Origin of the sequence: Mycobacterium genavense ATCC 51234 (genome assembly GCF_000526915.1) — a bacterium.
Taxonomy (GTDB): domain Bacteria; phylum Actinomycetota; class Actinomycetes; order Mycobacteriales; family Mycobacteriaceae; genus Mycobacterium; species Mycobacterium genavense.
This window is the reverse complement of record NZ_JAGZ01000005.1, coordinates 373,297-400,200: the sequence shown is the minus strand read 5'-3', so window position 1 is coordinate 400,200 and position 26,904 is coordinate 373,297. Positions and strand designations below refer to the sequence as shown.

Genomic DNA, 26,904 nt, shown 5'->3' with positions numbered 1-26,904 from the left:
CCACGCTGCAGCCGAAGGCGCACACCCGCCGAAACGCAACCGAGCCGATCACTGTTGTGGCCCTTCGCCTGGGAGCAACATGTCCGACACACTCGCCGCCGGCGGCGGTGGGGGTGGCATCGGTGTCGACGGTGGCGGCGGCAGTGGCATTGCCGCGCCCGGTATCCGCGCCGGTGGTACCGCCCCCGGCGGTCCCACGGGATCACCCGGCAGGCCGGTATACGCCGATACCTCAGGCGGGATCTCGGGCGGTCCGGGTTTCGGACCCTCGCCGCCGGGCGCCAGGCGCGGTTCGGTGTAGAGGATCTTCGACGGGTCGATGGACTTCTGCAGAATGAAGTTGATGGGCAGTGGCGAGTTGTTGAAGTTGAGCAGTCGCAATCCCGGACCGATGAACAGGGAGCACAGCTTGCCCGATTCGACTGCGGTGACGTTCTCGATGGCGCCGATTTTGCTGCAGCCCGGCAACGACAGCAGCAGTTGGCCGCCCCACGTGGGATTCGCGAAGTTCATCAGTCCGAAACCTCCCACGATGGTTCCGGTGTCGGCGTTGTAGTCATTGAAGAAGTTGCCGAGCGCATTCGGCGCGCCATGCAAAATGTTTTCGAGCGCCATGTGGTGATCGACCAGATTCTGGGTGACATCGGCCAGCCTGGCGATCTGTTCGCTGGTTTGGTTGCGACTGCCGGCGATGAATCGCTGCACCTCGCCGACCGCCGTCGACAAATCTGTCAGCGCCGCGTCCAGGTCGGATTTACTGTCGTTGACCACGCTGGTGAGCGTTGCCAGGCGGTTGTTGAACTGCACGATCTGAACGTTGCTGTCCCGCAGCGCTCCGACGAAGGTCTGCAGGTTCTTGATGATGTCGACGATGTTGCCGCTGCTGTTGGCCAGGATCCAGGCCACTCCTGACAATTGCCCGAGTGTCTGCCGCAGCTTGTCGCCGTTACCCTCCAGAGCATTGGCGGCGCTGTCGATGAAACGGCCTACGGATGTGCCCGACCGCCACTCTTGGGTCCCAAATCCGTTGCCAGTCGCATCAACTGGGTCTTGACCTCATCCCACTCGACCGGCACCGCGGTCCGTTCGACCGGTATGACGGCGCCATCGCGCATGACGGGCCCCCGGTCGCGATAGGCCGGTGAAAGCTGAACGTAGCGGGCGGCCACCAGGTTCGGAGCGACGATTACGGCCTTCGCGTCTGCCGGAATGGGCGGTGGCACCGGCCATCGCCGAACCGGCGGCCTTGCCGTACGCCTTCATGCCCTCCGGGTCCTTGATGGCCTTGGTGAGAATGACGTATCCTTTCGGCCCCTTTGGCACCCTCGAACTCGACGACACGCCGTGGCGTTCGGACTACCTCTACTCACGAGCGTCGACCATCTACGGCGGGACCGCCGAGATTCAGCGCAACATCATCGCCCGTCGGCTGCTCGACCTCGGGAAGGAGTGATCGTGGACCCCGAGGCAGTGCAGATGCTTGCCGACTCGCTGCGCACCGCGATGACGGCCGCGTCCGGTGCAAAGCTCGATGCGGCGTTGACCGACCTCGGCTGGCGCGACATGCTCGACGAAATACCCCACATCGCAATCCCTTTGGTGTTCGGGCTGCTCGGCGAAGCGGGTGCGCATGCGCCGGTGCTCAACGACGTGGTGCTGCGCGCGGCCGGACGGGCGCCGGGCGGTGTCACCGCGCTCCCGTTCGCGGGAGGCTCCTGGGTGGTGTGGAAGCGCGAGGACATTCCGGGTTCGGCGATCGACAACGAGTTGCCGATACATACTGTCGCAGAAGGCGATTCGGCTGCCCAAGCCGGGCTTGCCGCAGGGCGTCGGGCCCTGGGCTGGTGGCTGGTCGGCGCCAGCCGCGCGATGCTGGCACTTTCGCGCCAGCACGCCCTAGATCGTGTCCAGTTCGGCCGCCACATCAGCTCGTTTCAGGCGATCCGGCACCGACTGGCCGAGACGCTCGTCGCGATCGAGGGCGCCGAGGCGACCCTAGACGCCGCGACCACGGCAACCGACGACCCCGACGACCTGGCCAGCTTGCTGGCCAGGTCGTCGGCCGGTCAGGCGACGGTGACCACGGCCCGGCACTGCCAGCAGGTGCTCGGTGGTATCGGCTTCACCGCCGAACACCAGCTGCACCACCACTTCAAACGGTCGCTGCTACTGGACAATCTGCTCGGCAGCGCCCGGGAACTGACCTCACAGGCCGGAATGACGCTGCGGGCCAAGGGATCTGCACCACGGCTGGTGCAGCTCTAGCGCCCGCGGGTGGTGCGGGTATGCGCATTGCCTAGTATTCGCGCACATGCGCTACCCCGTGGAGCCCCGAAATCAGGCCGGCGTGGTCGCGGTGGTCCTGGGCGGGTTGGCACTGGTCACCTGCTGGTTGCTAATCGGGGTGCCGTTGGGTACCGCGGCGCTGATCACCGGCGATATCGCGCGGCGGCGAGCCGGCCACGGCGAGGCCATCAACCCCCGCGCCGCGACGGCCGGCATGGTGTTGGGGGCGGTCGCGATCGTGGCCGGGCTCATCGCCATCGGCTACTACGCCTGGCTGGACCAGCCACAGCATCGCGCGTTCGTGTCCGAGTGAACCGGTCGCGACGCGCCAGCCCGCGTTGAGCTCGCCCACCAAGTTCTCCACCGGCACCCGAGCGTCGGTGAAAAAGACCTCGTTGAAGTCGACGTCCTCGATGTCACCCATCGAGGCGAACGGACGGCATATTACGCCGGGGGTGTCCGTCGGAATCAGTAAGCGCTGATGCCCTTGTGTTTTGGTGCAGCGGGATCGGTGCGCACGAACGTCAGCAACACGTCGGGGTGATGGGCACCCGATGTCCACACCTTCTGCCCGTTGACGACGAAATGGTCGCCGTTTAGCACCGCGCGCGTCTTCAGGGAGGCGAGATCGGAGCCCGTACCGGGCTCGCTCATCCCCAGCGACGCGGTTATCTCCGCACGCAGAATCGGCACCGCCCAACGCTGCTTTTGCTCCGGTGTGCCGAACGACAACAACGACGCCGCGATGATGCCCACGCCCTGCGGATTGAAGCTTTGATAGATCCGCCGCCGCGACAACTCCTCGAGATACACGTATTGCTGCAGCAGCGTGACGTTGCGACCGCCGAACTCCGGCGGGTTCCCGGGCAGCAGCCAGCCGTTGTCGAACAACAGCCGTTGTCTAACAACAGCCGTTGTCGAACAACAGCCGTTGCCAGCGACGGGCCCACTGCGGGATGTCCGAACTCGATTGCGGCCGTTCGCGCGTCAGGGCCGGGTCGAGAGGATTGGCGTCTAGGAAGGCCGCGAATTCCGCGCGGAACTCCTCGACGTCGCTGTCAAAGGTCAGCTGCACAGCACTCCCCTAGGATTTGCTAGCGGATAGGCCGTCGGTAGACCGGGTTTCCACCGATGGTGCGGTTCGCTCTTGCGATTCCACTGCTATACACACGTGGACGAGAATAGTATTCTCGTGGTAAGAAAGTTACAATCGCCGACACATGCTCCGTGAGGGGGTCGAGCGCAGCGATGTCACGGCGTTCTCCGGTAGAGTCCAACCATGTTCTCCCCTCGCGGCAATCGTCCGAACCTTCCGTGACCAATCCAAGCGAAGAGCCGGCCTGGAAGCAGCGCGCCGTCGAGCGATCCATCAAGACTGCGAAACTGCGTGCGGCGCAGCGTGTTCAGCGCTTCCTCGACGCGGCGCAGGCCATCATCATCGAAAAGGGCAGCACGGACTTTACCGTCCAGGAGGTCGTGGACCGCTCGCGGCAATCGCTGCGGAGCTTCTACCTGCAGTTCGACGGCAAGCACGAGCTGCTGTTGGCGTTGTTCGAGGACGCGCTGAGCCGGTCGGCCGACCAGATCCGCGCCGCCACCGAAAGCCATTCCGACCCGCTGGAGCGGCTCAAGGTCGCCGTTGAACTGTTGTACGAGGCCTCGCGACCGGACCCCACCGCCAAGCGCCCGCTGTTCACCGACTTTGCCCCCCGGCTGCTGGTGACGCACCCAGCCGAGGTCAAGGTCGCCCATGCGCCACTGCTGGCGTTGCTGACCGAGCTCATGGAAGCAGCCGCCGACGCAGGCAAGTTGCGCGACAGGCTCAATCCCCACCGCATTGCCGCGATGACGATGCAGACGGTCATGTTCATCGCGCAGTCCAGCGGAGGTTCCGACGACGCGACGATTCACCCCATCACCGCTGACGAGGTGTGGGACTTCTGCTCAGCCGGATTCGTCGCCTAACACTGCCGTCGCGGCACCCCGCCTGACCTGAGCAAATAGCGCACGTGATTTGCGGTGAGAATCGTATTCTAAAATCCAGAATTGCAGATAGCCAAAACGGATTCGCCGTTGACACTCGTTGCCGGGCGATGACAGAGTCAGTGGCGGCACCCTCCTCGCCCCCCGGGGAACGAGGCGCAGCGGTTCCTGCGAGGGGCCATCGACAATCCGTGACAGTCAGCCGCTGAGACGTCGATCGACGAATTGAGGTAGTGATGACCGGACGTGTTGAAGGCAAGGTCGCTTTCATCACCGGGGCGGCGCGCGGTCAGGGCCGTGCCCATGCGGTGCGGTTGGCCCAGGAAGGCGCCGACATCATCGCGGTCGACATCTGCGAGAAGATCGACACCGTGGACCTGATCGCGGCCTCCACGCCGGAGGATCTGGCCGAGACCGCGGACCTGGTGAAGGCGCAAAACCGTCGGATCTACACCGCCGAGGTCGATGTCCGGGACTACGACGCGCTCAAGTCCGCGGTGGACACCGGCGTCGAGCAGCTCGGCAAGCTTGACAGCATCGTCGCCAACGCGGGCATCGGTAACGGCGGCCAGACGCTGGACAAGACCAGCGAAACCGACTGGACCGCGATGATCGACATCAACCTGGCCGGGGTGTGGAAGATTGTGAAAGCCGGTGTGCCGCATATTCTTGCGGGCGGCAACGGCGGCTCGATCATCCTGACGAGCTCGGTCGGCGGCCTCAAGGCCTACCCGCACACCGGTCACTACGTCGCCGCCAAGCACGGCGTGGTCGGCTTGATGCGCACCTTCGCCGTCGAGCTCGGCGCCCAGAACATCCGCGTCAACTCCGTGCATCCGACCAACGTCAACACCCCGTTGTTCATGAACGAGGGCACGATGAAGCTGTTCCGTCCCGCTCTGGAGAACCCGGGCCCCGACGACATGAAGGTCGTCGGACAGCTGATGCACACCCTGCCGATCGGCTGGGTGGAGCCCGAGGACATCGCCAACGCGGTGCTGTTCCTGGCGTCGGACGAGGCGCGCTACATCACCGGCGTCACGCTGCCCGTCGACGGTGGCAGCTGCCTGAAGTAGCCGCTAGAACGGGCTGCTGTTGGACTGCCATTCGGCCTCGGCGGGCCGCGGCCCGTAACGGCGAGCGTAGTCCTCGTGCATCCGAGCCTGTTTCTGGCGATTGATCACGTCGACCAGGTTCGGGTCCAACCCGTGGACGGCCAAGCGGTGCCGGCGCCAAACCTTGTTCAGCGCAACGTTAATCACCAACGCCCACGCGTAGAGCGGCACGGTCATCTCGGTGTGCACGTAGAGCGATGCGGGCAGTAGCCAGAACGGGGCGAGCACAAACAGGGGCGGTATCGCCCATCTGATCATGTGCCGGCGGATCGCTCCCTCGCCGGCGAGGTCGTGCGCGACCCAGCTGCGCATCGAGTCGGGCAGGCGTCGGCCGTAGGCATAGCCAATGCGTTGCCAGAGATTGGGTTTCGCGGCGGTCATGGTGGCTCCTCAGCGTTGCAATGCGCCCGCCGCCACGGCGGCCGCGTTGATTCGGGTCAGGACCTGGTGCAGGTTCTCGAGTTCGGACAGCTCGACACCGAGGCGCGCGACGACGGCGGCCGGAATCTCAAGTGCCCGCTCACGCAAAGCGATTCCGCGCTCGGTGAGCGTGATGTCGGTGGCGCGCTCGTCGGTGGCGTTCTTGGCGCGGGTGATCAAGCCCAGTCCCTCCAACCGTTTGAGCATCGGCGACAGCGTGGCCGACTCCATCTGCAAGGCGGCGGCGATCTGCTTTACCGACAGCGGCGATTCGTGCGCCGCCTTGCGATGATCCCACAGCGCCAGCATCACCAGGTACTGCGGATGGGTCAGGCCCAACGGCTCCAACAGCGGTCGGTATACCGCCAACACCGCGCGATTGGTGGTCGCCAGCGCGAAGCACACCTGATGTTCGAGGGCGAGTGGATCGATCTCGCGGGCGGTCAGCGTGGCCACATTTTCGATCCTAGGTAATAGTTAGTGCCCTATCTATATGAGTCCTCTCACACCGCGGGCATAGCCGGGTAATACGCTCGGATTCCATGGACGGATTCGAGGGACGCGGGGCGGTCGTCACCGGCGGCGCCAGCGGGATCGGCTTGGCCACCGCGACCGAGTTCGCCCGCCGCGGCGCCCGCATCGTGCTGGCCGACGTCGACAAGGCCGCGCCGGAACACGCCGTGGCACACCTCAAGAGCGAGGGAGTCGAGGCGCACGGCGTGGAATGCGATGTGCGGCACCTCGAGCAAATGACGAACCTCGCCGACGAGTCCTTCCTTCCGCCTGCTCGGCCAGGTCGACGTCATCTTCAGCAACGCCGGCATCGTGGTCGCGGGCCCGCTGGTGACCATGACGCACGAGGACTGGCGGTGGGTGATCGACATCGACCTATGGGGTCGATCCACGCCGTCGAGGCGTTCGTGCCCAAGTTCGTCGAGCAGGGAGGGTAAGGGCGGCCACGTCGCGTTCACCGCGTCGTTCGCGGGACTGGTGCCTAACGCCGGCCTCGAGGCGTACGGCGTTGCCAAGTATGGCGTTGTCGGGCTGGCCGAAACGCTGGCCCGCGAGGTCAAGGACCACGGCATCGGCGTTTCGGTGCTCTGCCCGATGGTCATCGAAACCAAGCTGGTCGCCAACTCCGAGCGCATCCGCGGCGCCGACTACGGGCTTGCGTCGACGCCCGATCTGACGGAGGGCTTCCGGCCGCTACCGCCGACGCAGGATCAAGGCGTGACGGTCGACGCGGTGGCACGGTTGACCGCCGATGCGATTCTGGCCAACCGGTTGTACAGCCTGCCGCACGGAGCGGCCCGGGCCTCGGTCAAGCGCGGGTTCGAACGGATCGACCACACCTTCGAAGACCAGGCCGCCGAAGGGTGGACGCACTAGCCCGACCGCATCGCCGGTGTCACGCCGATGACGCCGCCAGCTTCCAGGTCCGCGATCTCCGCCGGCGTCAGGCCCAGCTCGGCCAGCAACTCGTGATTGTGCTGTCCCAGCGTGGGTGCGGGATTCGCGTGAAACAGCTTCGGCCCGCTGGAGAACCTTATCGGGACGCTGCTGAGCCTGGCCCGCCCGTTCACCGGATGGTCCACTTCTTCGAAGAAGCCGCGAAACACCAGCTGCTCCAGCTCGGTCTGCCGGTGCGGTTGCAGGACCTTGGCCACCGATACGCCGGCGTCCCAGAGCGTCGTGACGATGTCGTCGCGGGTGTGGTGCTCGCACCAGGCAGCCAGCTGCTCGTCGATCAAATCCTGGTGCGCACGCCGGCCGGCTTCGGTCGATAGTGTGGGATCGGTTGCCCAGGAGGGTGATCCCATTGCCCGGCAAAGGTTTTTCCACTGCTCGTCGGTCGCCACGGCGATGGCTACCCAGCTGTCGAGCCGGCCGAATTCGTCGATGTCGTTGCTGCGGTAGAGGTTCTGGGGCGCCGCCGTCGGTCCCCGGTTGCCGGCGCGCTCCAGCAGTGCCCCGTAGGCCGAGTACTCGATTACCTGCTCGGCGGCAATGCTCAGCGCCGCGTCGACCATCGCCGCTTCGACGAACACGCCTTCGCCGGTGCGGCGGCGATGCTCGAGCGCCAGCAGTATCGCGTTGAGCGCGTGCACCCCCGCATTGGGGTCACCGATCGAATATGGGTCGTACGGCGTGCGGTCCGGATATCCGGTGAGCCAACTGACGCCGGATGCGGCCTCGATCACGTAGGCGAACGCCGGGTTGTCGCGCCACGGCCCGTCGAGGCCGAAGCCGGGCATCCGGACCATCACCACGTCCGGCCGAATCGACTGCACAGCAGCGAAATCCAGCCCGATCTGGTCCAGCACTAGCGGTGTGAAGTTCTCCACCACCACGTCGCACGTTGCGATCAGCTCCCGCAACAACTCTCGGCCACGCCCACTCTGCAGGTCGAGCGTCAGGCCCTTCTTGTTGGTGTTCAGCGCCTCGAAGATCGGCGACTTCTCCCACCATTGGTCCTCGGTTATCGGTAGGCCGGCGATCAGCCGGGTGCCATCCGGGCGACGGGTGGATTCGAGGTGGATGACCTCCGCGCCGAGCAGGGCCAAAAAATGGATGCCGCAGGGACCCGCCCAAAACGTCGTCATGTCCAACACTCGAAGCCCGTTGAACGGCAACGGTTTTGCCACCCCGGTCGGCAACGGTCGCTGCGACAGCCGCGCACTGCGGTAGTGCTCGGTGTGCTCGCCCAGTCGCGGCGCCGGTTGCGGCTGACGCAACTGCGCCGGCCGCATCCGATACGGGTGGCTCGGTTGTAGGAAGCCGTGTGGGTTGCGCACGAACGACCCGCGCTGCACGAACTGGTCGAACGAGGTGACGTTCACGCCGTTGCCGACCGGTGCGTTGGGGATGCGGAATGCCGACGCCAGTTCCCGGATTTCGTCGACTTCGGTGGCGGCCAGCCAGGCGAAGATCTCGTCGGCGTAGACGTTGGCCAGTTCGGTGATCGACAGCGGCGACTCCTCGTCGAGCCACTCCGGGTGACCCACCATCGCGCACAAGTCGAACCACTGTTGCGCCGTGCCGCACCCGAGGTCCACCAGGCCGTCTTTCGCCTGCGCCACTCCCGAGATGGTGGGCCGCCAGGTGTCTCGCCACGGACGGCCTAGCAGCTCGAAGTAGGTGACCGGGTAGTACGTGAGGCACAGGATCTGGGTTTCGAGCATCGACAGATCCAGCAGTTCGCCTGGCCCGCCGTCGATCCGGCGGTGCCGCGACGTCCGGGTGGCCGCGCTTGCATAGGCTCCGGCCAAGTACTCGCCGACCTGTCCGCCGACGAACACCGGTAGGCGCTCCTGCTCGCCGCACCCGAGACCGACGATTCCGCCCGACCAGGCCTGCAGCGTGAACTCGGTGGCGGCGCGGTCTCGCCAGGGGCCTTCCAGCCCGAACGGCGTGATCGCGGTGACGGTGAGATGTGGGTGGCGGCGGTGAATGGCGTGCGGCGTAAAGTCCTGGTGCTCGGCGACTTTCGACCCGGTCGACCAGACCACCGCGTCCGCCGACGCCAGGAGCCGGTTCACCAGTTCGGCATCCGCGACCGGATCGGCGACCACACTGTGTTTGGCCGCGGCCAGGAAGCTGAACAAGGCGCCGTCACCGTCGGCTCCGACGACCGCCCCCGAGGCCAACCACGAGCGCAGCGGATCGCCTTCTGGTGCTTCGACTTTGATGACGTCGGCGCCGCCGTCGGCCAGCAGCTTGGTGCAGTAGGCGCCGGCGATGCCCGTGGACAGATCGATGACCGTGTAACCGGCCAGCGGCGACTCGATGTGCGCCACTACTTTGGTCGCTTCGCTTTTTTGCGTGCCTTCTTGCGCGCGACCTTGCTCAAGGCCCAGTCGGCGGGGAACTTGGCGTCGTTGTCCTTGACCGCGTCACCCAGGCCCTGTCTCATGGCCTCATCAAGCATCAGCTCGTCGCCACCGTCCGGGCGAACGCTGCCCCCATCGATTCGAAGACACCGCTGAGCATGCTGCCCAGGTACTCGCCCTGGAATTGTTTCATGATCTCGAAGAAGACCTTCTGCATGAACACCGTGTCGGTGGGGCGGTTGCGGGCGCACGCCAGCGCATACTTCTCCACCTCGGCCTCGAGCTCCTCCCGGGGCACCACGCTGTTGAGGAAGTTGCAGTCGTACATCTCGGCTGCGGTGAAAGCCCTTCCGGTGAAGACCATTTCCTGGAACTTGCGGATCCCCATCGTCTGCGCCCACCACCACATGCGCGGTCCCCAGCCGTAATACCGAAACGACGGATGCCCGAACAGCGCGTCGTCGCTGGCGATGACCAAGTTGGCGTCGGCCGCCTGATAGAAGTGCCAGCCGTAGCAGTAGCCCTTCGCCTCGAGGATGCTGATCTTCTTGAAGTCCTGCAGGCCGCGAATGCCGGAGTTCGGGTTGGCATACCACTGCCCGAGAGTGGCGCCGTTGCGAAACGAACCCGGTGGCGGATACCTGACGTCGTCGGGGCTGACCCGATATTCGGCCAGTCGTGGACCCTGATCCGGGGCATCGCGGACCCGCATGACCTCGGTCAGATCCGCACCCGAGCCGAGGTCGTCGCCGGCGCCGCGCACCACCAAGACCTTGACGTCGTCGTCAATGCCGGCTTGGTGCAACAAGTCCGCGTAGCGCAGCCGCGCCGCGATGGTCGGCGCATTGAGATAGTCCGGCCGGTCGAACGTGATCGTGGCGATCCGCGTCTTGGCGTCTTTGGTGTACCGGATGATCTCTTCGGCTGCCGGTTCCGCGGGGTCAGGCATGCCTAGGGCTGCCAGGACGGGCTGGCGGTGAGCACTTCGGGACCGTCGGCGGTGATCAAGACCGCTTCCCGCCCGAATACCGCGCCGACTCCTTCTTCCCACACATAGCCGGTCACGGCGAGCACCATCCCCGGCTCCAGACGTTCCTCGGCCGCGGTCGACGGCAGGTGCTTGGAGACGACGGGCGGGTCGAATCCCATGCCCAGGCCGCGGGCCACCGGCATCGGCGGCTCGGGCTCACCGGCGGCGTGATAGGCGGCCAGCAGTTCGCCCGCGCCCGCACCGGGACGACAGGCCGCAATTAGCCTGCCCCACAAGCCTTCCCAGCGTCCGTATAGCGCGGCGGCACCATCGGGTGCATGCTTTCGATCGGCCGGCCAGGTCCGTCCGACCTCGCCGACATAGCCACCGGCCAGGACTCCGGCGGAGAATGCCACCAGGTCGCCGTCCTGGATACGACCATCGCCATCGGCCCGCCGCCACGGGTGCCGGCGCGACGTCACCCATGCGACATCTTGATTCGACTGCGTGCTCACCCCGCCGGCCGCCGAGGCCTCCAGCAAGGCGCCGGCCAACGTTTGCTCACCGACCCCGGACCGCAATTCCGAGACCGCGGCCGCCAGCGCCGACTCGGCCACGGCGACGGACCGGCGCAGCGCGGCGATCTCCTCGGCCGTTTTGATCCGGCGCGCGGCCCGCATCGCCAGCTCTCCGTCGACCAGCTGGGCGTTCGGAAATGCGGTGGGCAGCAGTTGCGCGAAAACCGGTGAGAGGGCGTCAGTTCCGACGCGGCGAGCGGTCGCCGCCCCGTCGATGCGCTGCAGTACCGACATCGTGTTCATCGGGTTCCACGAGATGCCGTACAGGTTCTCGTGCGGGATGTCCTCGGGGACGCCCTCGTCCCACGTGCTCAGGAGGTGCACCGCACCGGCCTCGCGCACCAGCACGCAGCTCGGGCCGATCGGACGGGTGCCGGCTATCCACAGTTGCGGCGCACCGGTTACGTAACGAACGTTGGCTTGCCGGCCCAGGACCAGCACATCGAGATCGTGGGCGGCCATCTGCTCCAGCGCCCGCCGGCGACGCCCCAAGCGCAGGGTGCGCTCGTCAGGGCAAACTTCAACCGACATGAGAGCCATAGGGGTCATAGGGGTAGTTGGTCAAACGAATCCAGCCTTCCTCGGTGATCACGAGGACTTCTTCGCTGCGATAGCCGCCGGTGCCGTCTTCCCACACCACGGGCTCCAAGACCAGCACCATCCCCTCCCTTAGGACGAAGTGCTCGTCGAACTTCTGACCGAGATCGGTTCCGATCATCGGCATTTCGGCGCGTTGACGCCGATGCCGTGGTCCAGGTAGAAGTGCGGCAGCCATGGCTTGCTGCCCCCGTTGGCCTTGGTCGCGGCCCGCCCCAGATCCGCGGCGGTGGCGCCGGCCTTGGCGACTCCGAGCACCGCGGTCATGATCTGGAACCATTTGTCGAACTGCGCCTGCTGACGCGGCGACGGATCCCGGCCGACGAGCCAGGTGCGCCCGAAATCGGAGCAGTAGCCCTGGTAGGTGATGCTGACGTCGGTCCACAGCACGTCGCCTTCGCCCAGCTCGCGCTCGGTGCTCAGTAGCGGCAGCGCCAGGTCGCCGTGCGTGGTCCACACGCCCTCGGCCTTGCTCGGCGGCATCACCTGCCAGATCGGTTCCAGCATGCTGGCCGTGGCCCCGAGCTCGAAGGCACGCCGCAAAAAGCTTGCCGACAAATCGATCTGACGGATCCCCGGAGCCAGCCGCTTCTGGACTTCGACCATGGCTTCGTCGGTGATCCGGATCGCGGTGCGCATGCACGACAGTTCGTCCGGTGTCTTCACCGACTTCGCCGCGCTGACGATCGCGGCGGCGTCGACCGGAGCGCCGTTGGGGAACAACAGGTTCGCCGCGCGCGACATCGCGCCCGTGCACTCGTCGACCGCGATCACCGCTCCGGGCGGAATCAGGCCGGCAATCGCGCGCGCGAAATTGGCTACGCCTTCCTCGGATTCGAGGTAGACCGGCCCGTGCAAGTGGTCGTCTGGCAGGCCGGTCTCGTGCGAGGCGCCCTCCCGGAACGGCAGGAACAGGTGGGGCCACTCGTCGTCGGCGACCACCACGGCGACCAGGCGCTCGACATAGGACAGTCCGGCATCACCGAGTGGCCAGCTGGCGCCGGTGGCGTAGACCACGGCGTTGTTGCCCAGCAGGATCATCGCGTCGACGCCGCGTTCGGCCATCGCCGAGCGCAGCCGGGCCCCGGTCTCGCGACGGAGCCGATTCAGGTCGGGTGTTTCGGGAATCACCAGTCCGTTGCCGGTGCTGGTGTCCAGTTGGGTGAATATCGTCACTGTAGACCCAAGAACTTCGTGATGTTGTCGCTGACGATCTTCTTCGCGTTGGCCGGACCGACCGCGTCCACAACGGATTTCAGCGATTTTTCGGAATACCCGTAGGTGCTTTCGTTGTGCGGGCAGTCGCTGGACCACATCACCTTGTCCACGGCGATCTGGTCGATCAGCTGCAGGCCCAGCGGGTCGACCATGAACGACGCGCTCATGTGGGTGTCCCAGTAGTAGCGCACATCGTGCTGCGGCTGTCGGTTGAACATGTGCTGGTAGGACGCGACCAGGTGCTCGGCATCCTGCAAAGCCCAAGGCACCCAGGCGATCCCACCTTCGAACCAGCCGATGCGCAGGCCGGGATGGTCGTCGAGAATCCCGGTGAACAGGTACTTGGCGAACTGTTCGCGGAAGCCGTCGACGTTGATCATCATGCCGACCACCACGCTGTTGAACTCGCAGGGGGTTTTCGGCGGGGTCTCGCCGATGTGGTGGGTCACCGGCAGGCTGGCGGCCTCGCTCTCCTCCCAGACCGGCTTCATCGCGGTGCTGCCGTAGTCGATCACGTTACCGTCGTCGTCCTTGCCCGGGTTCAGCGGCAGCAGGAAAGTCTTGAGGCCCAACGACTTCAGTTCGGCCAGCGTCCGCTTGGCACCTTCGGGTTCCCACCAGTTGATCAGGCCCGCGCCGTAGAAGTGGCCGTTGGAGCGCTCTTGGAGCTCGGCGATGTACTCGTTGTAGATCCGGAACGCCAGTTCGCGAAGCTTCTTGTCCGGGTAGTGGAACAGCGCCAAGATAGCGTTGGGGAAAGCCAGCTCCTTCTCGACACCGTCTTGACGCAGCTCCTCGATCCGAGCCTCGATGTTGGTGCTCGCTGCGCCGGGCAGGTCGTCGTACTGCATCAGCACGGCGCTGAAGTCGCCCGGCAGGAACGACTGTCCCTTGCGTCCCACTTGGTAGGCGCCGTCCTCGTACCAGATCCGGGGCGCCTTGTCCTTCAGGTCATCCGGGAAGCGGTCGAAGAAGATGTCGTCGGCCAGCGAAATGTGGTTGTCGGCCGAGAAGACCACGGTCCCCTCGGGCAGACCCACGTCGCTGCCCACGGCGTGGCCGCGCCGATCCTTGGGAGCACCGTATCCTCCGGGCGGGTAGAGCGAGGCGGTGGTTGTCGTCGTTGACATTATTGACCCTCCAATCGGATCTGCAAAAACGTGATCATCTGGGCTGCTGCTCAATGGATTTCGTTTACCAGATAACCTGGAGTTCGTAGACGCCGTAGGCCAGCCGGTCGTGTTTGAACGGGATCTCGGCCAACGGCACGGCCAGTTTCATGGTCGGGATGCGCCGGAAGAGCGTCTGGAACACGATCTGCAGTTCCGCCCGCGCGAGTTGCTGACCCACGCACTGATGGCGGCCGTAACCGAAGGCGACGTTGCGGTCGGCCCCGGCGCGGTGCACGTAGAGCCGGTCGGGCTCGGGGAAGACCTTGGCATCCCAGTTCGCCGGAGCCAGGTCGATGATGATGCCTTCGCCGGCGCGGATCGTCTCGCCGGCGATCTGGATGTCGTCGACGGCGACGCGGCGCTGACCATTCTGGATGATGCTCAAGTAGCGCAGCAGTTCCTCCACCGCACTGGCCAGGACCTTCGGGTCTTCGGCGTCGCGGATCACGGCCAACTGATCCGGATTCTCAAGCAGCGCAAGCACTCCGAGGCCGATCATGTTCGCCGTCGTCTCGTGCCCGGCGATCAGCAATCCGGTGCCCAGCTGCGCTGCCTCTTTGACGCTGAGCTCGCCGGCCTTGATGCGTTCAGCCAGATCGGAGATCGCGTCCTCAGCGGGGATCTCCATTTTGGTTTCGACCAGCTGGGCCAGGTAGTTTCGACCAGCTGGGCCAGGTACTTGTGCAGGCTCATCGCGCCCTTGGCGGTGTCGGCGCCGGTGGCATACGGCGCCCGCCCCATCGAGGCGTGCTCCTGGAACATCTCGGCGTCCTCGTAGGGCACGCCGAGCATCTGACTGATCACCAGCGACGGCACCGGAAGCGCAATGGCGGCAACGATATCCGCGGGATGCGGGCCGGCCAGCATGGTGTCGATGTGGTCGTCGGTGATCTGCTGGATCGTCGGTCGCAACCCTTCCACCCGCCGGAAGGTGAACGGCTTGGACAACATCCGCCGATACCGGGTGTGCTCCTCGCCGTCGGAGGTGAACACCGACCGGGGCCGCTTGTGCACGGTCGACAGCATGCCTTCGTTCCAGTGCGGGAAGCCGAGCACCCGGTCGTCGACGCTGACCCGGGAGTCGGCGAACAGTTCGCGCACCTGCTCGTAACCGGTGATGAGCCACGGGGTGCTGCCATCCCAGATCCGGACCCGCGACAGCGGCCGCTCTTCGGCCAGGGCCATCACGTCCGGGGGCGGAGCGAACGGGCAGCCCTGGTTGCGGGCCATCGGGTAGTCGGGAATCTCGGCGTCGGCCGAAACACTCGTCAGTGCGTCTGACATGTCAGTCCTCGATGTGGATTGCCTGGGCCGGGCACGCAGCGGCCGCCTGCCGGGCGCCGTCGCTCTGCTCGGCGGACGGGTGCTCGTTGAGCAGGATGACGACACCGTCTTCGTCCCGCTGATCGAACACTTCGGGTGCGTTCATCACGCAGTTGCCCGACGATGCGCAAATGTTCTGGTCGACAGTCACTTTCATGAGCTTGCTCTTCATTCGTAGGGAGTGACCGGCGCCAGCCACAGGCCCACGATCGCGTCGATGAGACCGAATGCGGCTGCGCGCCAGGAGGGCTGGGCCAGCGCAGCACCCGCAGCGAGCGTACGTTCGCGGTCGGCGCAGGTGTGCATCAACAGGTTTCGGGCCATGATGTTGCGTTCGAAGTGGACATCGGCCGGAAGGTTCGGCAGGCAGCGGTTGACGCCGTCGACCACTTCGACCAGCGACGGCGAGCTGAGCGCGCCTTTGACGACGATGTTGTAGTAGGCCGGATCGGTCATGGCCTGCGCGGCGAAGCGCGCGTACCAGGTCGGGTTGCCGAGCTCCTCGAGGTGATCGGTGAGGGGGCGCACCAGGCACGCCACCCAGGCGCGTAATTCGCCCGACTCGCCCGACGCCAGGAGGTCGGCGACCATCCGCTCGCGCAGCTGCTCGACGGGTCCGCGGTGCTTCTCCTCGATGGCGCGCACCAGGTCGGCCTTGGTGCCGAAGTGGTAGCCCACCGCGGCGTTGTTGCCCTGTCCCGCGGCCTCGCTGACTTGCCTGTTCGATACCGCGAACATGCCGTGCTCGGCATAGAGCCGCTCGGCCGCCACCAGGATCACCTCCTGGGTGGAGCTGGCCCGTTCGGTGCGAACGGCCCTGCCTGCCGTGGTCATTGGCTCAGTCAACCTCGATGGGCCGCTTTAAGTCAAGCGCTTGATTTAAATGCATGCGGGCCTGCGCCACGCCGGTGCGCTCGAGCCGGGATGTCATCTCTCGCGCTTCTTGGGCGGCATCATCTTGCCGGCCGATGTCCCGCCGTCCACCGGCAGCACGGTTCCGGTGACATACAGCGAGCGGTCCCCGGCGAAATACAGCGAGCGGTCCCCGGCGAAATACAGCGCCGCCTGGGCAACGTCGTCGGTCGTGCCCTCGGGCTTGAGCGGCCGGTCGTCGCGCATCCCCTGCCGAATCCGCGCCTCGAACGCCGCCAGCTACTCCGGGTCCATCCCGGCGGCCGACTTGCCCAGGATCGGGGTGGGGATGCTGCCCGGGGCGATCGCGTTGACCCGAATCTCGTAGCGCGCCAACTCGATTGCCGCGGACTTGGTGAACTGGATGACCGCCGCTTTCGATGCCCGGTAGATCATCACCCCGCCGCCGGCCTGGATCCCGCCGATGGCGGTGAGGTTGATGATCGAGCCGCCACCGCTTTCGGCCATGTGGCGGGCGGCGTCTCGGGTTCCGGCCATCACGCCCAGCACGTTGACCCCCATGATCCGGTGGAAGTCGCCCAGGTCGTCGTCGAGCAATCGGCGCAACGGGCTGGACACCGCGGCATTGTTGACCATGACGTGCAGGCCACCGAATTTCTCGACGGTGGTCGCGACCAGTGCCGTCACCTATTCGGGATCGGAGACGTCGGTCTGGTGAAACTGCGCGTCGTCGCCCAGTGTGGCGGCCAGGTGTTCGCCCATTTCGGTCTCGACGTCGGCGATGACGACCCGGGCACCCTCGGCCAAAAACCGTTCCACGATGCCGCGGCCGATACCCGACGCTCCGCCGGTGACGATGGCGACCTTGCCATCCAATTCGTTAACCACACCGAGAGTTAATCGGCGCGCGACGCTTTAAGTCAAGCAGTTGATTTAAGCCTGGGGTCCTTGCCCTGCCAACAGCAAACTTTCGACGTCGTCGGCCCCCGTGCTGGTTAAAGTTTGGCGCATGACTGGGCGGCGTCGATGAATCCCGATACCTTCTGCACGTCCGATCAATGGAGCATGATCGCGTCGGCGCCGTCGACCTCACAACTCGCCGGTGTCCTCGGCGGATTCCTGATCACCGCAATCGCTTTGCTGTTCGACCGCAGCACCCGCGAGGGCGTGCACACCTTGGCGCTGTTCGCGGCGGCGGTGCTGATCCTGATGCTGGACAGCTTTCTGTTCAGCCTCATCAGCGGCACACATCCGCCCGACAGCGGGGACCGCCAGGGCATCTGCGCGATCGCCTGGACCCAGGGCGACCTGGCGACCGGCATGCTGGCGGCGGGCACCACCGGGCTGTTCGCCGGGCTGGGCTGGATGCTGGCCAGCCACGTGGTGAACAAGGTGCCCAAGGACGATCCCGCCGACATCCGCGCCTATTGCTTCCTGGCCGATCTCGGCGGGTGGCTGACCTTCGGGGCCGCGATGGCGACGACCTTGATCATGAGGGAGACGAACATCGACTACCTGCATTTCGTGCTCGGCCATCGGCCCGCGCTGTGGCAGACGGGGGCGATCGTGACGTTCAGCGCGCTGGTCATCGTGCTCGACTTCGTGGTCGTCTACAGCCGCACGAAAAATCTCAACCGCTCGCTGGCCAACACCGCCGAGCCGACCCAGTTAGCGCTGCGGTCGATCAAGGTCGCCACCGTGGGGACGCTGTTTCTGGCCGTCGCCGCGTCCTGGCTCGCTGTCAGCCTGGCGCGCTTTCCGGTCGGCTGGCTGACCACTCCCAACGCCGCGTTCGTGGTGTTCGTCTTGGCGCTGTCGCTGCTCGTCCCGACGATCATCTCCACCGCGGCCTGGCTATTCGGTCGCCAGCACCGACGAGGGTCCCCGCCGACGCTGACGGCGTATCGACAAGCGCCCCAGTAGGGTCAGACGTGAATCCTTCTGATCCGGCGGCGTGCGTGACCAATCATCGGGCGCTGTCCCTGCGGGGGCGGCGCGCGGAATGCGGCACCCTCGAACAGTTGACGTCCGCGGCCCGCTCGGGCCGCAGCCAGGTGCTGGTGCTGCGCGGCGAAGCCGGCATCGGCAAGACCGCGCTGCTTGATTTCGTCGCCGAGCGTGCAGCGGGCTTCCGCGCCGCGCGCGTGGCCGATGTCGAGTCGGAGATGGAGCTCGCATTCGCTGGCTTGCAACAACTTTGCGCTCCCCTGCTCGACCACATCGACCGCTTGCCCGAGCCGCAACGGGAGGCACTGGACATCGCCTTCGGCCGCAGGCACGGACCGGCGCCGGATCGATTCCTGGTCGGATTGGCGGTGCTGAACCTCATCGCCGCGGCCGCCGAGAGCCGGCCGCTGCTCTTGCTCGTCGACGACACCCAGTGGGTCGATCGCATCTCGGCTCAGACGTTGGCCTTCGTCGCGCGCCGCCTGATCGCCGAGCCCGTCGCGCTGATTTTCGTGATGCGCGACGGGTTCGAGGACGAGTTCGCCGGGCTGCCGGAACTGACGGTCCGCGGGCTTAATCCGGCCGATGCGCGCGCACTGTTGGATTCGGTCATCCTGGGCGGGCTGGACGACCAGGTGCGCGACCGCATCGTCGCCGAAACGCGGGGGAACCCGCTGGCCCTGGTCGAACTCCCCCGGGGGCTGACGGCCGCGGAACTGGCGGGCGGCTTCGAACGGCCCGACGTGCGACCGCTGGCCGGGCAGCTCGAACAGACGTTTCTTCGCCGCATCCGGTCGCTGCCGGATCAGACCCAGCAGCTGTTGCTCACCGCCGCGGCAGAACCGGTCGGCGACGCCGCATTACTTACCCGCGCGGCCCATCGGTTGGGGCTGCCGCCGGACGCGGTGGCGCGAGCCGAGGCGGTGGGTCTGATCGACGTCGGGACCCGGGTGCGGTTCCGCCACCCGCTGGTGCGGTCGGCGGCATACCGCTCAGCGGACCTGATGGAACGACGCCGGGTGTATCAGGCGCTGGCCGAGGCCACCGATTCCGACACCGACCCGGACCGGCGCGCATGGCACCTGACGATCGCCGCGCCCGGTCCCGACGAGGAGGTCGCCGCCGCACTCGAACGCTCGGCCGACATGCGCAGGCCAGAGGGGGCGTGGCCGCGGCGGCGGCATTCTTGGAGCGGGCCACGCAGTTGACCGCCGACCCGGCGCGCCGCGGAACCCGTGCGCTGGCCGCGGCGCAGGCCAAACGCGACGTGGCCGCGTTCGACGCCGCCGACGAGCTGCTGGCCATCGCCGAGTCGGCGACGCTGGATCAGCTGCAGCGGGCCCGCGCCGTGCGGTTGCGCGCCCAGATCACCTTCGCTCGCAGCCGCTCGGGCGCCTCGGACGCGCCCACCGTCTCCGATGCCGCCGCCGGCCTGCTCGATGCCGCCCGCGGGCTGGAGACACTGGACGACGCGCTGGCCCGCGAGACCTATCTGGAAGCGTTGGGAGCAGCGCTGTTCGGCGGCCGACTATGCCCGACCGGCGGCCTCCAGACGACGGCGCGGGCTGCCCGCGCGGCGTCGACGGGACCGCAACCCACCCGCCCGGTCGATCTGCTGCTGGACGGCATCGCCAGCTGGATCACCGCGGGCCACGCCGCGAAAGTGCCGACGCTGCGTGAAGCGCTGCACCTGGTCCGCGCCGCGGCCGCGCGCGGCGACGACGACGTGATGCGGTGGTTCTGGTTGGCCTTCCCGCTCGTGCAGGAATCGGCGACCCACGAGGTGTGGGACGACGACCTTTGGCATCACCTGGCTACCGACGCGGTGCGATTGGCCCGCGACGCCGGCGCGCTGGCGGTGCTGCCGCATGCCCTGGTCTACCGCACCGGCGTGCATGTGCAGGCCGGTGAACTCGCGTCGGCCACGGCACTGGTCGAGGAGGCCGGCGCGATCGCCGCCGCCACCGGCTATGCCCCGTTGAAGTACCAGACGTTGCTGCTCGCCGCCTAGCGTGGCGCCGAAGCGGACGCACTGAAATTCATCGATGCCGCGACGGAAGGCGCCGTGTCCAGAGGCGAAGGGCGCATCGTCGGTCTGGCCAACTACACCAAAGCCTTGCTCTACAACGGCCTGGGCCGCTACGACGAAGCGTTGGCCGCGGCCCGGCGATGTTGCGAACACGAGGATCTCGGCGTGTTTGGTTTCTGCCTGATCGAACTCGTCGAAGCCGCCGCCAGAGGCGGCGCACCCGACGGTGGGCGAGCGGCGCTGCGCCAGCTCGAAGAGCGTGCCCTGGTCACCGAAACAGATTGGGCTGCAGGAGTTTTAGCGTGGTCGCGGGCGCTGCTGGCCGACGACCAGAGCGCCGAAGCGCACTACCAAGAGGCGATCGACAGATTGCAGCATACCCGTATTGCGGTGCAACTGGCGCGGGCTCACCTAGTCTACGGGGAGTGGCTGCGCCGGTGTAACCGCCGCATCGATGCGCGCGCGCAGTTGCAGACCGCCCACGAGATGTTCGGGCGAATGGGTGCCGATGCGTTTGCCGCGCGCTCGGCGCGAGCTGCTGGTCACCGGCCAGAAGGTCAGCAAGCGCTCGGCCGCGCCGGGTCATGAGTTGACGCCCCAAGAGGCGCAGATCGCGCGGTTGGCCGGTGACGGCCTGACCAACCCCGAGATCGCAGCGCAGTTGTTCATCAGCACTCACACCGTCGAATGGCACCTGCGCAAGGTGTTCGCCAAGCTCGGGATCCGCTCACGAAGACAGTTGCGGGGTTGCGACCTGGCCCCTTAGTCGAGACGACTACGGACTTTCCAGGGTTCCGACCTACCCGCCGAGGGCCATGCTGAACAGACCAGTGGTTTCGGGAAACTCGAAAGGCATGATCATGAAGGTTCTGGTCGTCGGCGGCAGTGGGCTCATCGGATCGCAGGTTGTCGCGCAGCTCACCGAGCTCGGACACGAGGCCGTCGCGGCCTCACCCAGCTCGGGGGTCAACACCATCACGGGCGAAGGCCTCGGGGCGGTCGCCGGTGTCCACACCGTGGTGGACGTAACCAATGCGCCGTCCTGGGGCGACGACGAGGTGCTGGAATTCTTCACCACCTCGACCCGTAACCTCCTCGAGGCCGAGCGTGCCGCCGGAGTGCAGCACCACGTCGCCCTGTCGATCGTGGGAGCCGACCGCGTCGCCGCCAGTTGCTACATGCGCACCAAGATCGCTCAGGAGAAGCTCATCGCGGAATCGGCAACTCCGTACACGATCGTACGCGCCACTCAGTTCTTCGAATTCGTTGCGGGCATTGCCGATTCAATGGCCGATGGCGACACGGTTCGCGCGCCGCACGGGGCGTTCCAGCCCATCGCGGCCGCGGATGTGGCCACGGCCGTCACCCGCGCGGCGGTCGGGGACCCGGCCGGGCTGATCAATATCGCCGGCCCGGAGAAGCGGGGCATGGACGACTTCATCCGGACCCGTTTCGCCGCAACCGGCGATTCCCGCCAGGTGATCACCGACCCCGACGCCAGGTACTACGGCGCCGTGCTCGACGACCGCATGATTGTTCCCGTCGAGGGCATCGCCGGGCGCGACCGGGTCAAGGGCGATGAAGCGATCGACGCCATAGGACAGAATGCGCGCTTTGTGCAGACCGACATGGCGGATGCCGACTCGGTGAATTCGCTTGTGCGGCAGTGCGGCGAGGTCGACATCATCGTCAACAACGCCGGAAGCTTTCCGTCCTCGTTGACCGTCGATCAGGACATCACGGTGTTCGAGACGATCTTCGACACCAATGTCCGGGGCGCCTATTTCCTGGTCGCCGGCCTGATCCCGGGAATGTTGCGGCGCGGTCGCGGCTGCGTCGTCAGCGTCACCACCATGGCCGCGTTCAAGGGGATACCGGGCGCGTCGGGCTACAGCGCCTCCAAGGCCGCGCTGGAATCGCTCACCCGCACCTGGGCCGCCGAGTTCGGGGCGGCCGGGGTGCGGGTGAACAGCGTGGCACCCGGTCCCACCCGCACGCTCGGAGTCGCCGCCGCGTGGGGCGACGTCAACGAGGAGCTGGGGCGGTCGCTGCCCCTCGGCCGTACCGCGTTCGCGTCCGAGATCGCCGAGGCCGTGCTATTCCTCAGCTCCCCGCGAGCCAGCTTCATCACCGGCTCCACCCTGCATGTCGACGGAGGCGGCGCCGCGGTCTGACGCGGGCCGACAATTCTTCGTCAATTCTCGGTCAGTGGTTGCGTTCTGGCTAACTCCCTAGCACGGTATAACTCGCCGGGCACACTTCGACCGACGACAAGGAGCACCGATGCCGCTGCTACCCATGGTTGGGACCGACGGGGCGCGGCTAACCAGGCGCGGCTTCATGGCTGCCGGCATCGCGGGTGGACTGACACTGGCGGCCTGCGGCCACTCCAAGTCCCAGGACCCGAGCCCGGAGGCCAAGATGGCAGCCGCGATCGCAGCCGCGGAAACGGCACGGCCGCACAGCGGACGCACGGTCAACGTCAGCCTGACACCGCAGCTGACCCAGATCGATTTGGGTGGACCGGTGGTGCGGACGCTGGCCTTCGGCGACACCATTCCGGGACCGCTGATCCGGGCCCGGGTCGGTGACGAGCTCGTGGTCAAGGTCTCGAACAAACTCGACCATCCGACGTCGGTGCACTGGCACGGTATCGCGTTACGCAACAACATGGATGGCACGGAACCGGCCACCCCGAACATCGAAGCCGGCCAGGAATTCACCTACCAGTTCTCCGCGCCGAACTTGGGCACCTACTGGGCCCACCCGCACACCGGGCTCGACGAAGACACCGGCCTGTACCTGCCGATGATCATCGACGACCCCACCGAGGGCAACTACGACGCCGAATGGATTGTGGTCCTTGATGACTGGACCGACGGGGTGGGAAAGAGCCCCCAACAGCTCTACGAAGAACTCACCAATCCGAACAAGCCGAGCATGTCCAACATGCCCGGCATGCCCGAGACGACCTCGTCATCGCCGACCACGACGTCTACTGCTACGACGTCCACTTCTACTACGTCCACGACGTCGACAAGTCCCACGACATCGACCACCTCGACCAGCCCGACGACGTCGACCAGCGCCGCTGGGTCGGCGCCCGCCCTGCCGAATGCCAGGGTCGGCAACAGCGACCTGCTCGGCGGCGACGCCGGGGACATCGCCTATCCGTCTATCTGATCAACGGTCGAATTCCCGCCGCTCCCACCACCTTCAATGCGAAGCCGGGACAGCGGATCCGGATCCGTTTCATCAACACCGGCTCCGACACCACGTTCCGGGTCGCGCTGGCCGGCCATCCCATGACGGTCACCCACACCGACGGGTACGCCGTCGTGCCCCGGCAGGTCGACGCCCTGCTCATCGGGATGGCCGAACGGTACGACGTGATCGTGACCGCCGCCGACGCAGTCTTCCCGCTGGTCGCCATGGCGGAGGGCAAGGGAGCGCTGGCGCGGGCGCTGCTGTCCACCGGAAGGGGTAGCCCGCCCGACCCGCAGTTCCAGCCCGCCGAACTCACCCGACAGGTGGGCACCGTCGAGATGTTCACCGCCGCAACGCCGGTCATGTTGGGCCGGCCCGAGCCGGGCCTCAACATTCCGGTCGTCCTGGGCGGCAACATGGTCCAGTACGACTGGATGATCAACGGCGAGCCCTACAGCAGGACCAATCCGCTGCACGTTGTGCAGGGCCAGCGGCCCACCATCACGTTCGACAACCCGACGATAATGTATCACCCAATCCACCTGCGCGGGCACACATTTCAGCTGATCAACCCCGACGGGTCACGCGGCGCGCGCAAGGACACGGTGATGGTGTTGCCCAAGCAGAAGATCATGGCCGTCCTGGTCGCCGACAACCCCGGCGTGTGGCCGATGCATTGCCACAACACCTACCATCAGGTCGCCGGGATGATGACCCGGCTGGAATACGTCTTCTAGGACGCCTCGCCGAGGAATTTCAGCAGCACGTCGTTGACGGTCGACGGCTGCTCGATCTGCGGGCAGTGGCCGGCGTTGTCGACCACCAACGAGCGGGCGCCGTCGATCTGCTTGGCGATCTCGGCTGCCCAGCCCGGCGGCAGCAGCTTGTCGTTGCCGCCCTCGATGACCAGCGTCGGCACCCCGATGCGTTGGTAGGCTCGCGCGGTCGACGGGGTGGCGGGCCGCGACGAACCGGGACGGCGGAATCGGGCCGCGGCCACCGCCTCCCACGTGCCCCGGGCGCGGTGCTCGACTCGTAGCGGCGGCCCACGTATTCATCGTCGGCCGGGTAGCCGGGGTCGTGGAATAGGGCTTCGACGATGCGGCGCATGGCCGGCAGGCTCCCGTCGTACTCCTGGAGCGCCTCAAAGTGCTTGTTCTGCTGGATCTCTCCGCCGCCGCAGATGATCGCCAGGCTCCGGACCGACAACCGCGGCGCATCCGACGTGGTGTCGTTGAGCAGGTTGATGGCGCCCATCGAGTTGCCAACGAAATGCGCGGAGTCGATGCCGAGGGCCTCGCAGAAGCGGGCCACATGCCGGATCCGCATGCCCCGGCCGTCGACGAAGTCGATCACCTTGGCCGAATTTCCGTAACCCAGCATGTCCGGGGCCAGCACCCGGTAATGCGCAGCCAATGCGGAAATATTGCGTTCCCAGCTGAGTTCGGCGCTGGCGCCGCACTCTCCGCCGTGCAGCAGCACCGCCGGATCGCCTTCGCCGGTTTCCAGGTAGCCGGTGGCCAGGCCGTCCACCAGCATCGTCTTACGCGTAAAGCCCGTCATTTGATCGCGATCGGATTGACCGGAGAGCCAACGGCGCCAACGACTCTCAGCGGCGGTGCGATGAGCTGGAACTCGTAGACACCGTCGGCGGCGCAGTCCTGCGCCAGCGCGGTGAGATCCCAGTATTCGCCGAAGATCATCCCCATGTCGCGCAGGCAGAGCAGGTGCAAAGGGAAGGTGATGCCGTCGACCCCGGACACGAGGTCTTCCACCTGAAGGTTGTCCGCGGCCACGGCGGCGATCTCGTGATCGTGGAGCCACTGCGCACATCGCCAGTCCAGGCCGGAATAGCCTTCGGTCTTGTTCCCGGTCATCGAAAACCTTGTCCACCAGCCGGTCCGGATCAACACGATGTCGCCTCGCCCGATGGTCACGCCCTGAGCGCGAACCACGTCGTCGAGTTCTTCCGGCGAGATCGGGTTTCCGGCTTCGAGGAACACCTCCGCCCCGCGATGGCGGACCAAGTCCAGCAGCACACCGCGGGAGGTGATGCCCTTGACGTCGACCTTGTCGATGCCGCAGTGGTAGGCGGCCAAACTGGTTACCGAGTCCGCCGGGAAGCCGTTATACAGGTGGTCGTCGTAGTAGACGTGGGACAGCGCATCCCACTGGCTGGCCGCCTGCAGCGGCATGATGATGATGATGTCGTCGTTGAAGCGGAACGGGTTGTCGGCGGTCATGTAACCGCTGAGCTGCTGGGCCACCGGGTTGCTCGGCCAGCCCGGCCCGTACTTGGCCAGCGTGTTCACATCCCCGCCGTCGACGGTCATGATGTGCACCGGGTTGTGCCGGAACTCGAAGGCGAGCGGAAACACCTTGCCGTGCTTGACCAGGCTGGCGGCCCGCGCGACCGTGTCCGCGGTGATGAAGTTCAGCGTGCCGAGCTCGTCGGAGTCCCCCCAGCGTCCCCAGTTGGAGACGTCCTTTGCGACCCACCGGAAATCAGTCAAGTCGACTCCGCTCATCTGGCAGAGGATCCTTCCTCGAGTTCACGCGCGATCGCGGCGCCCACGTTTCCACCGTCGACCCAGATGATCTGTCCGGTAATGTAGCTGGCCGCACCACTATTGCAGAAGAGCAGCACCGCGGCCTGCTCGGCGGGGTCCGAGACGCGCCCCAGCGGCTTGGGGATGTCGTCGAGGAAGCCCTGCCCGTAGGCCGTGCGCAGCTGATCGAGGATCGGCGTCTCGGTGACGCCGGGACCGGAGCAGTTGATCCGAATACCCTTGGCGCCCAGCGGCGTCGCGCTGCGCATCGTGTAGTAGATGATCGCTTCCTTGGACAGCTGGTAGCCGTTGCCCAGCGCGTCGGGATTCGCGCGGCACCACTCGATGCCCGCTTGCATCGTCGGGGTGTTCAGCAGCGGCGCCACCGCCGCCGCGTGTTCCCGGTAGCCGGCGGCCGCCAGCGAGGACACGCTGACGATCGACGACCCCACCGCCATCCGGGGCACCAGCGCCTCGGTGAGCTGACGGGTGCCCAGGAAGTTGGTCGTGGCGACCAGCGCCGGTTTGCCGATCCCGGAAGAGACACCGGCGACGTTGAACAGCGTGTCGACCCGCCCTCCGACGGCGGCCACCGCAGCGTCGATGGACTGCGGGTCGGCGAGGTCGATCTCGTGAAACTCGTTGAGCTCCAACGATGGTCGACACCGGTCCAGCCCGATGACCTCTGCCCCGAGTTCGGTGAGCTGTCGCACCACGTGTTCGCCGATGCCGGACGCGCATCCGGTGACCACCGCACGGCGGCCTTGATAGCCAAGGTATCGCCACAACCCGTCGATGTGAGCCAAG

General features: G+C 66.4%; 17 protein-coding genes and 12 pseudogenes. 12 read left to right on the top strand and 17 right to left on the bottom strand.

The features are described from left to right. Positions 1-48 precede the first annotated feature (48 nt). Together T428_RS28230 and T428_RS32820 are read right to left on the bottom strand one after the other, a co-directional pair. Positions 49-1,214 (bottom strand): annotated as a pseudogene (locus tag T428_RS28230) (MCE family protein); the annotation flags it as partial. A 1-nt stretch (position 1,215) separates the two neighbouring features. Next, positions 1,216-1,323 (bottom strand): annotated as a pseudogene (locus tag T428_RS32820) (DUF1330 domain-containing protein); the annotation flags it as partial. On the opposite strand from T428_RS32820, the pseudogene T428_RS0114565 reads away from it, so the two are divergent. The 3 genes and pseudogenes from T428_RS0114565 to T428_RS34645 form a co-directional block, all read left to right on the top strand. After that, positions 1,319-1,453, top strand: a pseudogene (locus tag T428_RS0114565) (acyl-CoA dehydrogenase family protein); the annotation flags it as partial. The pseudogenes T428_RS32820 and T428_RS0114565 sit on opposite strands and share 5 nt — an antisense overlap. Before the next feature lie 23 nt (positions 1,454-1,476). Beyond that, positions 1,477-2,265, top strand: a complete 789-nt coding sequence (locus T428_RS0114560; protein ID WP_036468071.1) for an acyl-CoA dehydrogenase family protein — start codon at positions 1,477-1,479, stop codon at positions 2,263-2,265. A gap of 46 nt (positions 2,266-2,311) precedes the next feature. Then, entirely contained in the window at positions 2,312-2,599 is a 288-nt protein-coding gene (locus tag T428_RS34645; RefSeq protein ID WP_025737061.1) for a hypothetical protein, read from the top strand. On the opposite strand, the pseudogene T428_RS28225 reads toward T428_RS34645, so the two are convergent. After that, positions 2,567-3,361 (bottom strand): annotated as a pseudogene (locus T428_RS28225) (acyl-CoA dehydrogenase family protein); the annotation flags it as partial. The gene T428_RS34645 and the pseudogene T428_RS28225 sit on opposite strands and share 33 nt — an antisense overlap. A 239-nt stretch (positions 3,362-3,600) precedes the next feature. Between T428_RS28225 and T428_RS0114545 the strand changes: the two are divergent. After that, on the top strand, positions 3,601-4,251 hold the full coding sequence (locus T428_RS0114545; RefSeq protein WP_025737060.1) for a TetR/AcrR family transcriptional regulator: 651 nt from the start codon (positions 3,601-3,603) through the stop codon (positions 4,249-4,251). A gap of 254 nt (positions 4,252-4,505) precedes the next feature. Next, positions 4,506-5,345, top strand: a complete 840-nt coding sequence (locus tag T428_RS0114540) for a mycofactocin-coupled SDR family oxidoreductase (RefSeq protein WP_025737059.1) — start codon at positions 4,506-4,508, stop codon at positions 5,343-5,345. 3 nt (positions 5,346-5,348) lie between these two features. On the opposite strand, the gene T428_RS0114535 is transcribed toward T428_RS0114540, so the two are convergent. Continuing rightward, the gene (locus T428_RS0114535) at positions 5,349-5,765 is read right to left on the bottom strand and encodes a DUF5313 domain-containing protein (protein WP_025737058.1); all 417 of its coding nucleotides are present in this window, start codon (positions 5,763-5,765) and stop codon (positions 5,349-5,351) included. Between the two features lie 9 nt (positions 5,766-5,774). Further along, positions 5,775-6,260: a MarR family winged helix-turn-helix transcriptional regulator gene (locus T428_RS0114530; RefSeq protein ID WP_025737057.1), complete on the bottom strand. Its 486-nt coding sequence runs from the start codon at positions 6,258-6,260 to the stop codon at positions 5,775-5,777. Positions 6,261-6,346: 86 nt separating this feature from the next. Between T428_RS0114530 and T428_RS35465 the strand changes: the two genes are divergently transcribed. Both T428_RS35465 and T428_RS35460 read left to right on the top strand, forming a co-directional pair. Then, complete coding sequence (locus T428_RS35465; RefSeq protein ID WP_281173867.1) at positions 6,347-6,754, top strand: SDR family NAD(P)-dependent oxidoreductase; 408 nt, start codon at positions 6,347-6,349, stop codon at positions 6,752-6,754. Next, entirely contained in the window at positions 6,648-7,193 is a 546-nt protein-coding gene (locus tag T428_RS35460) for an SDR family NAD(P)-dependent oxidoreductase (RefSeq protein ID WP_281173866.1), read from the top strand. Before T428_RS35465 ends, T428_RS35460 begins: the two co-directional genes overlap by 107 nt. Here T428_RS35460 and T428_RS0114520 read toward each other — a convergent pair. The 9 genes and pseudogenes from T428_RS0114520 to T428_RS28200 all read right to left on the bottom strand — a co-directional run bounded on the left by T428_RS0114520 (position 7,190) and on the right by T428_RS28200 (position 17,253). Further along, entirely contained in the window at positions 7,190-9,601 is a 2,412-nt protein-coding gene (locus tag T428_RS0114520; RefSeq protein ID WP_051465245.1) for a CaiB/BaiF CoA-transferase family protein, read from the bottom strand. The genes T428_RS35460 and T428_RS0114520 overlap by 4 nt on opposite strands. After that, positions 9,601-10,583, bottom strand: a pseudogene (locus T428_RS28215) (enoyl-CoA hydratase/isomerase family protein). Before T428_RS28215 ends, T428_RS0114520 begins: the two are co-directional and overlap by 1 nt. Before the next feature lie 2 nt (positions 10,584-10,585). Continuing rightward, positions 10,586-11,713, bottom strand: a complete 1,128-nt coding sequence (locus T428_RS0114510) for a M24 family metallopeptidase (protein WP_025737055.1) — start codon at positions 11,711-11,713, stop codon at positions 10,586-10,588. Then, positions 11,703-12,955 (bottom strand): annotated as a pseudogene (locus T428_RS28210) (M24 family metallopeptidase). Before T428_RS28210 ends, T428_RS0114510 begins: the two are co-directional and overlap by 11 nt. Continuing rightward, positions 12,952-14,016 (bottom strand): amidohydrolase family protein, encoded by a 1,065-nt coding sequence (locus T428_RS0114500; RefSeq protein ID WP_025737054.1) that lies wholly within the window; start codon positions 14,014-14,016, stop codon positions 12,952-12,954. Before T428_RS0114500 ends, T428_RS28210 begins: the two are co-directional and overlap by 4 nt. 175 nt (positions 14,017-14,191) lie before the next feature. After that, positions 14,192-15,453: pseudogene (locus T428_RS28205) on the bottom strand (cytochrome P450). 1 nt (position 15,454) lies between these two features. Next, positions 15,455-15,649, bottom strand: coding sequence for a ferredoxin (locus tag T428_RS0114490; RefSeq protein ID WP_025737053.1), 195 nt, complete (start codon positions 15,647-15,649; stop codon positions 15,455-15,457). An 11-nt stretch (positions 15,650-15,660) separates the two neighbouring features. Next, positions 15,661-16,326: a TetR/AcrR family transcriptional regulator gene (locus T428_RS0114485; RefSeq protein WP_025737052.1), complete on the bottom strand. Its 666-nt coding sequence runs from the start codon at positions 16,324-16,326 to the stop codon at positions 15,661-15,663. A 93-nt stretch (positions 16,327-16,419) separates the two neighbouring features. Beyond that, positions 16,420-17,253 (bottom strand): annotated as a pseudogene (locus T428_RS28200) (SDR family NAD(P)-dependent oxidoreductase). 138 nt (positions 17,254-17,391) lie between these two features. Here T428_RS28200 and T428_RS28195 point away from each other — a divergent pair. The 5 genes and pseudogenes from T428_RS28195 (at position 17,392) to T428_RS28175 (ending at position 24,285) form a co-directional block, all read left to right on the top strand. Then, positions 17,392-18,288 carry a hypothetical protein gene (locus T428_RS28195; RefSeq protein ID WP_245604917.1) on the top strand — a complete coding sequence of 299 codons (897 nt, stop codon included), beginning with the start codon at positions 17,392-17,394 and terminating at the stop codon, positions 18,286-18,288. A gap of 59 nt (positions 18,289-18,347) precedes the next feature. Then, positions 18,348-21,107, top strand: a pseudogene (locus tag T428_RS28190) (helix-turn-helix transcriptional regulator). 49 nt (positions 21,108-21,156) lie between these two features. After that, positions 21,157-21,702 (top strand): annotated as a pseudogene (locus T428_RS32815) (SDR family oxidoreductase); the annotation flags it as partial. A gap of 66 nt (positions 21,703-21,768) precedes the next feature. Continuing rightward, entirely contained in the window at positions 21,769-22,515 is a 747-nt protein-coding gene (locus T428_RS33635; protein WP_425412040.1) for an SDR family NAD(P)-dependent oxidoreductase, read from the top strand. A gap of 109 nt (positions 22,516-22,624) precedes the next feature. Beyond that, positions 22,625-24,285: pseudogene (locus T428_RS28175) on the top strand (multicopper oxidase family protein). Here the strand turns inward: T428_RS28175 and T428_RS28170 are convergent. The 3 genes and pseudogenes from T428_RS28170 to T428_RS0114440 all read right to left on the bottom strand — a co-directional run bounded on the left by T428_RS28170 (position 24,282) and on the right by T428_RS0114440 (position 26,903). Then, positions 24,282-25,111 (bottom strand): annotated as a pseudogene (locus T428_RS28170) (alpha/beta fold hydrolase). The pseudogenes T428_RS28175 and T428_RS28170 overlap by 4 nt on opposite strands. Further along, positions 25,108-26,076, bottom strand: a complete 969-nt coding sequence (locus T428_RS0114445) for a cyclase family protein (protein WP_025737048.1) — start codon at positions 26,074-26,076, stop codon at positions 25,108-25,110. Before T428_RS0114445 ends, T428_RS28170 begins: the two are co-directional and overlap by 4 nt. After that, positions 26,073-26,903, bottom strand: coding sequence for a coniferyl-alcohol dehydrogenase (locus T428_RS0114440; RefSeq protein WP_025737047.1), 831 nt, complete (start codon positions 26,901-26,903; stop codon positions 26,073-26,075). Before T428_RS0114440 ends, T428_RS0114445 begins: the two co-directional genes overlap by 4 nt. Position 26,904 lies beyond the last annotated feature (1 nt).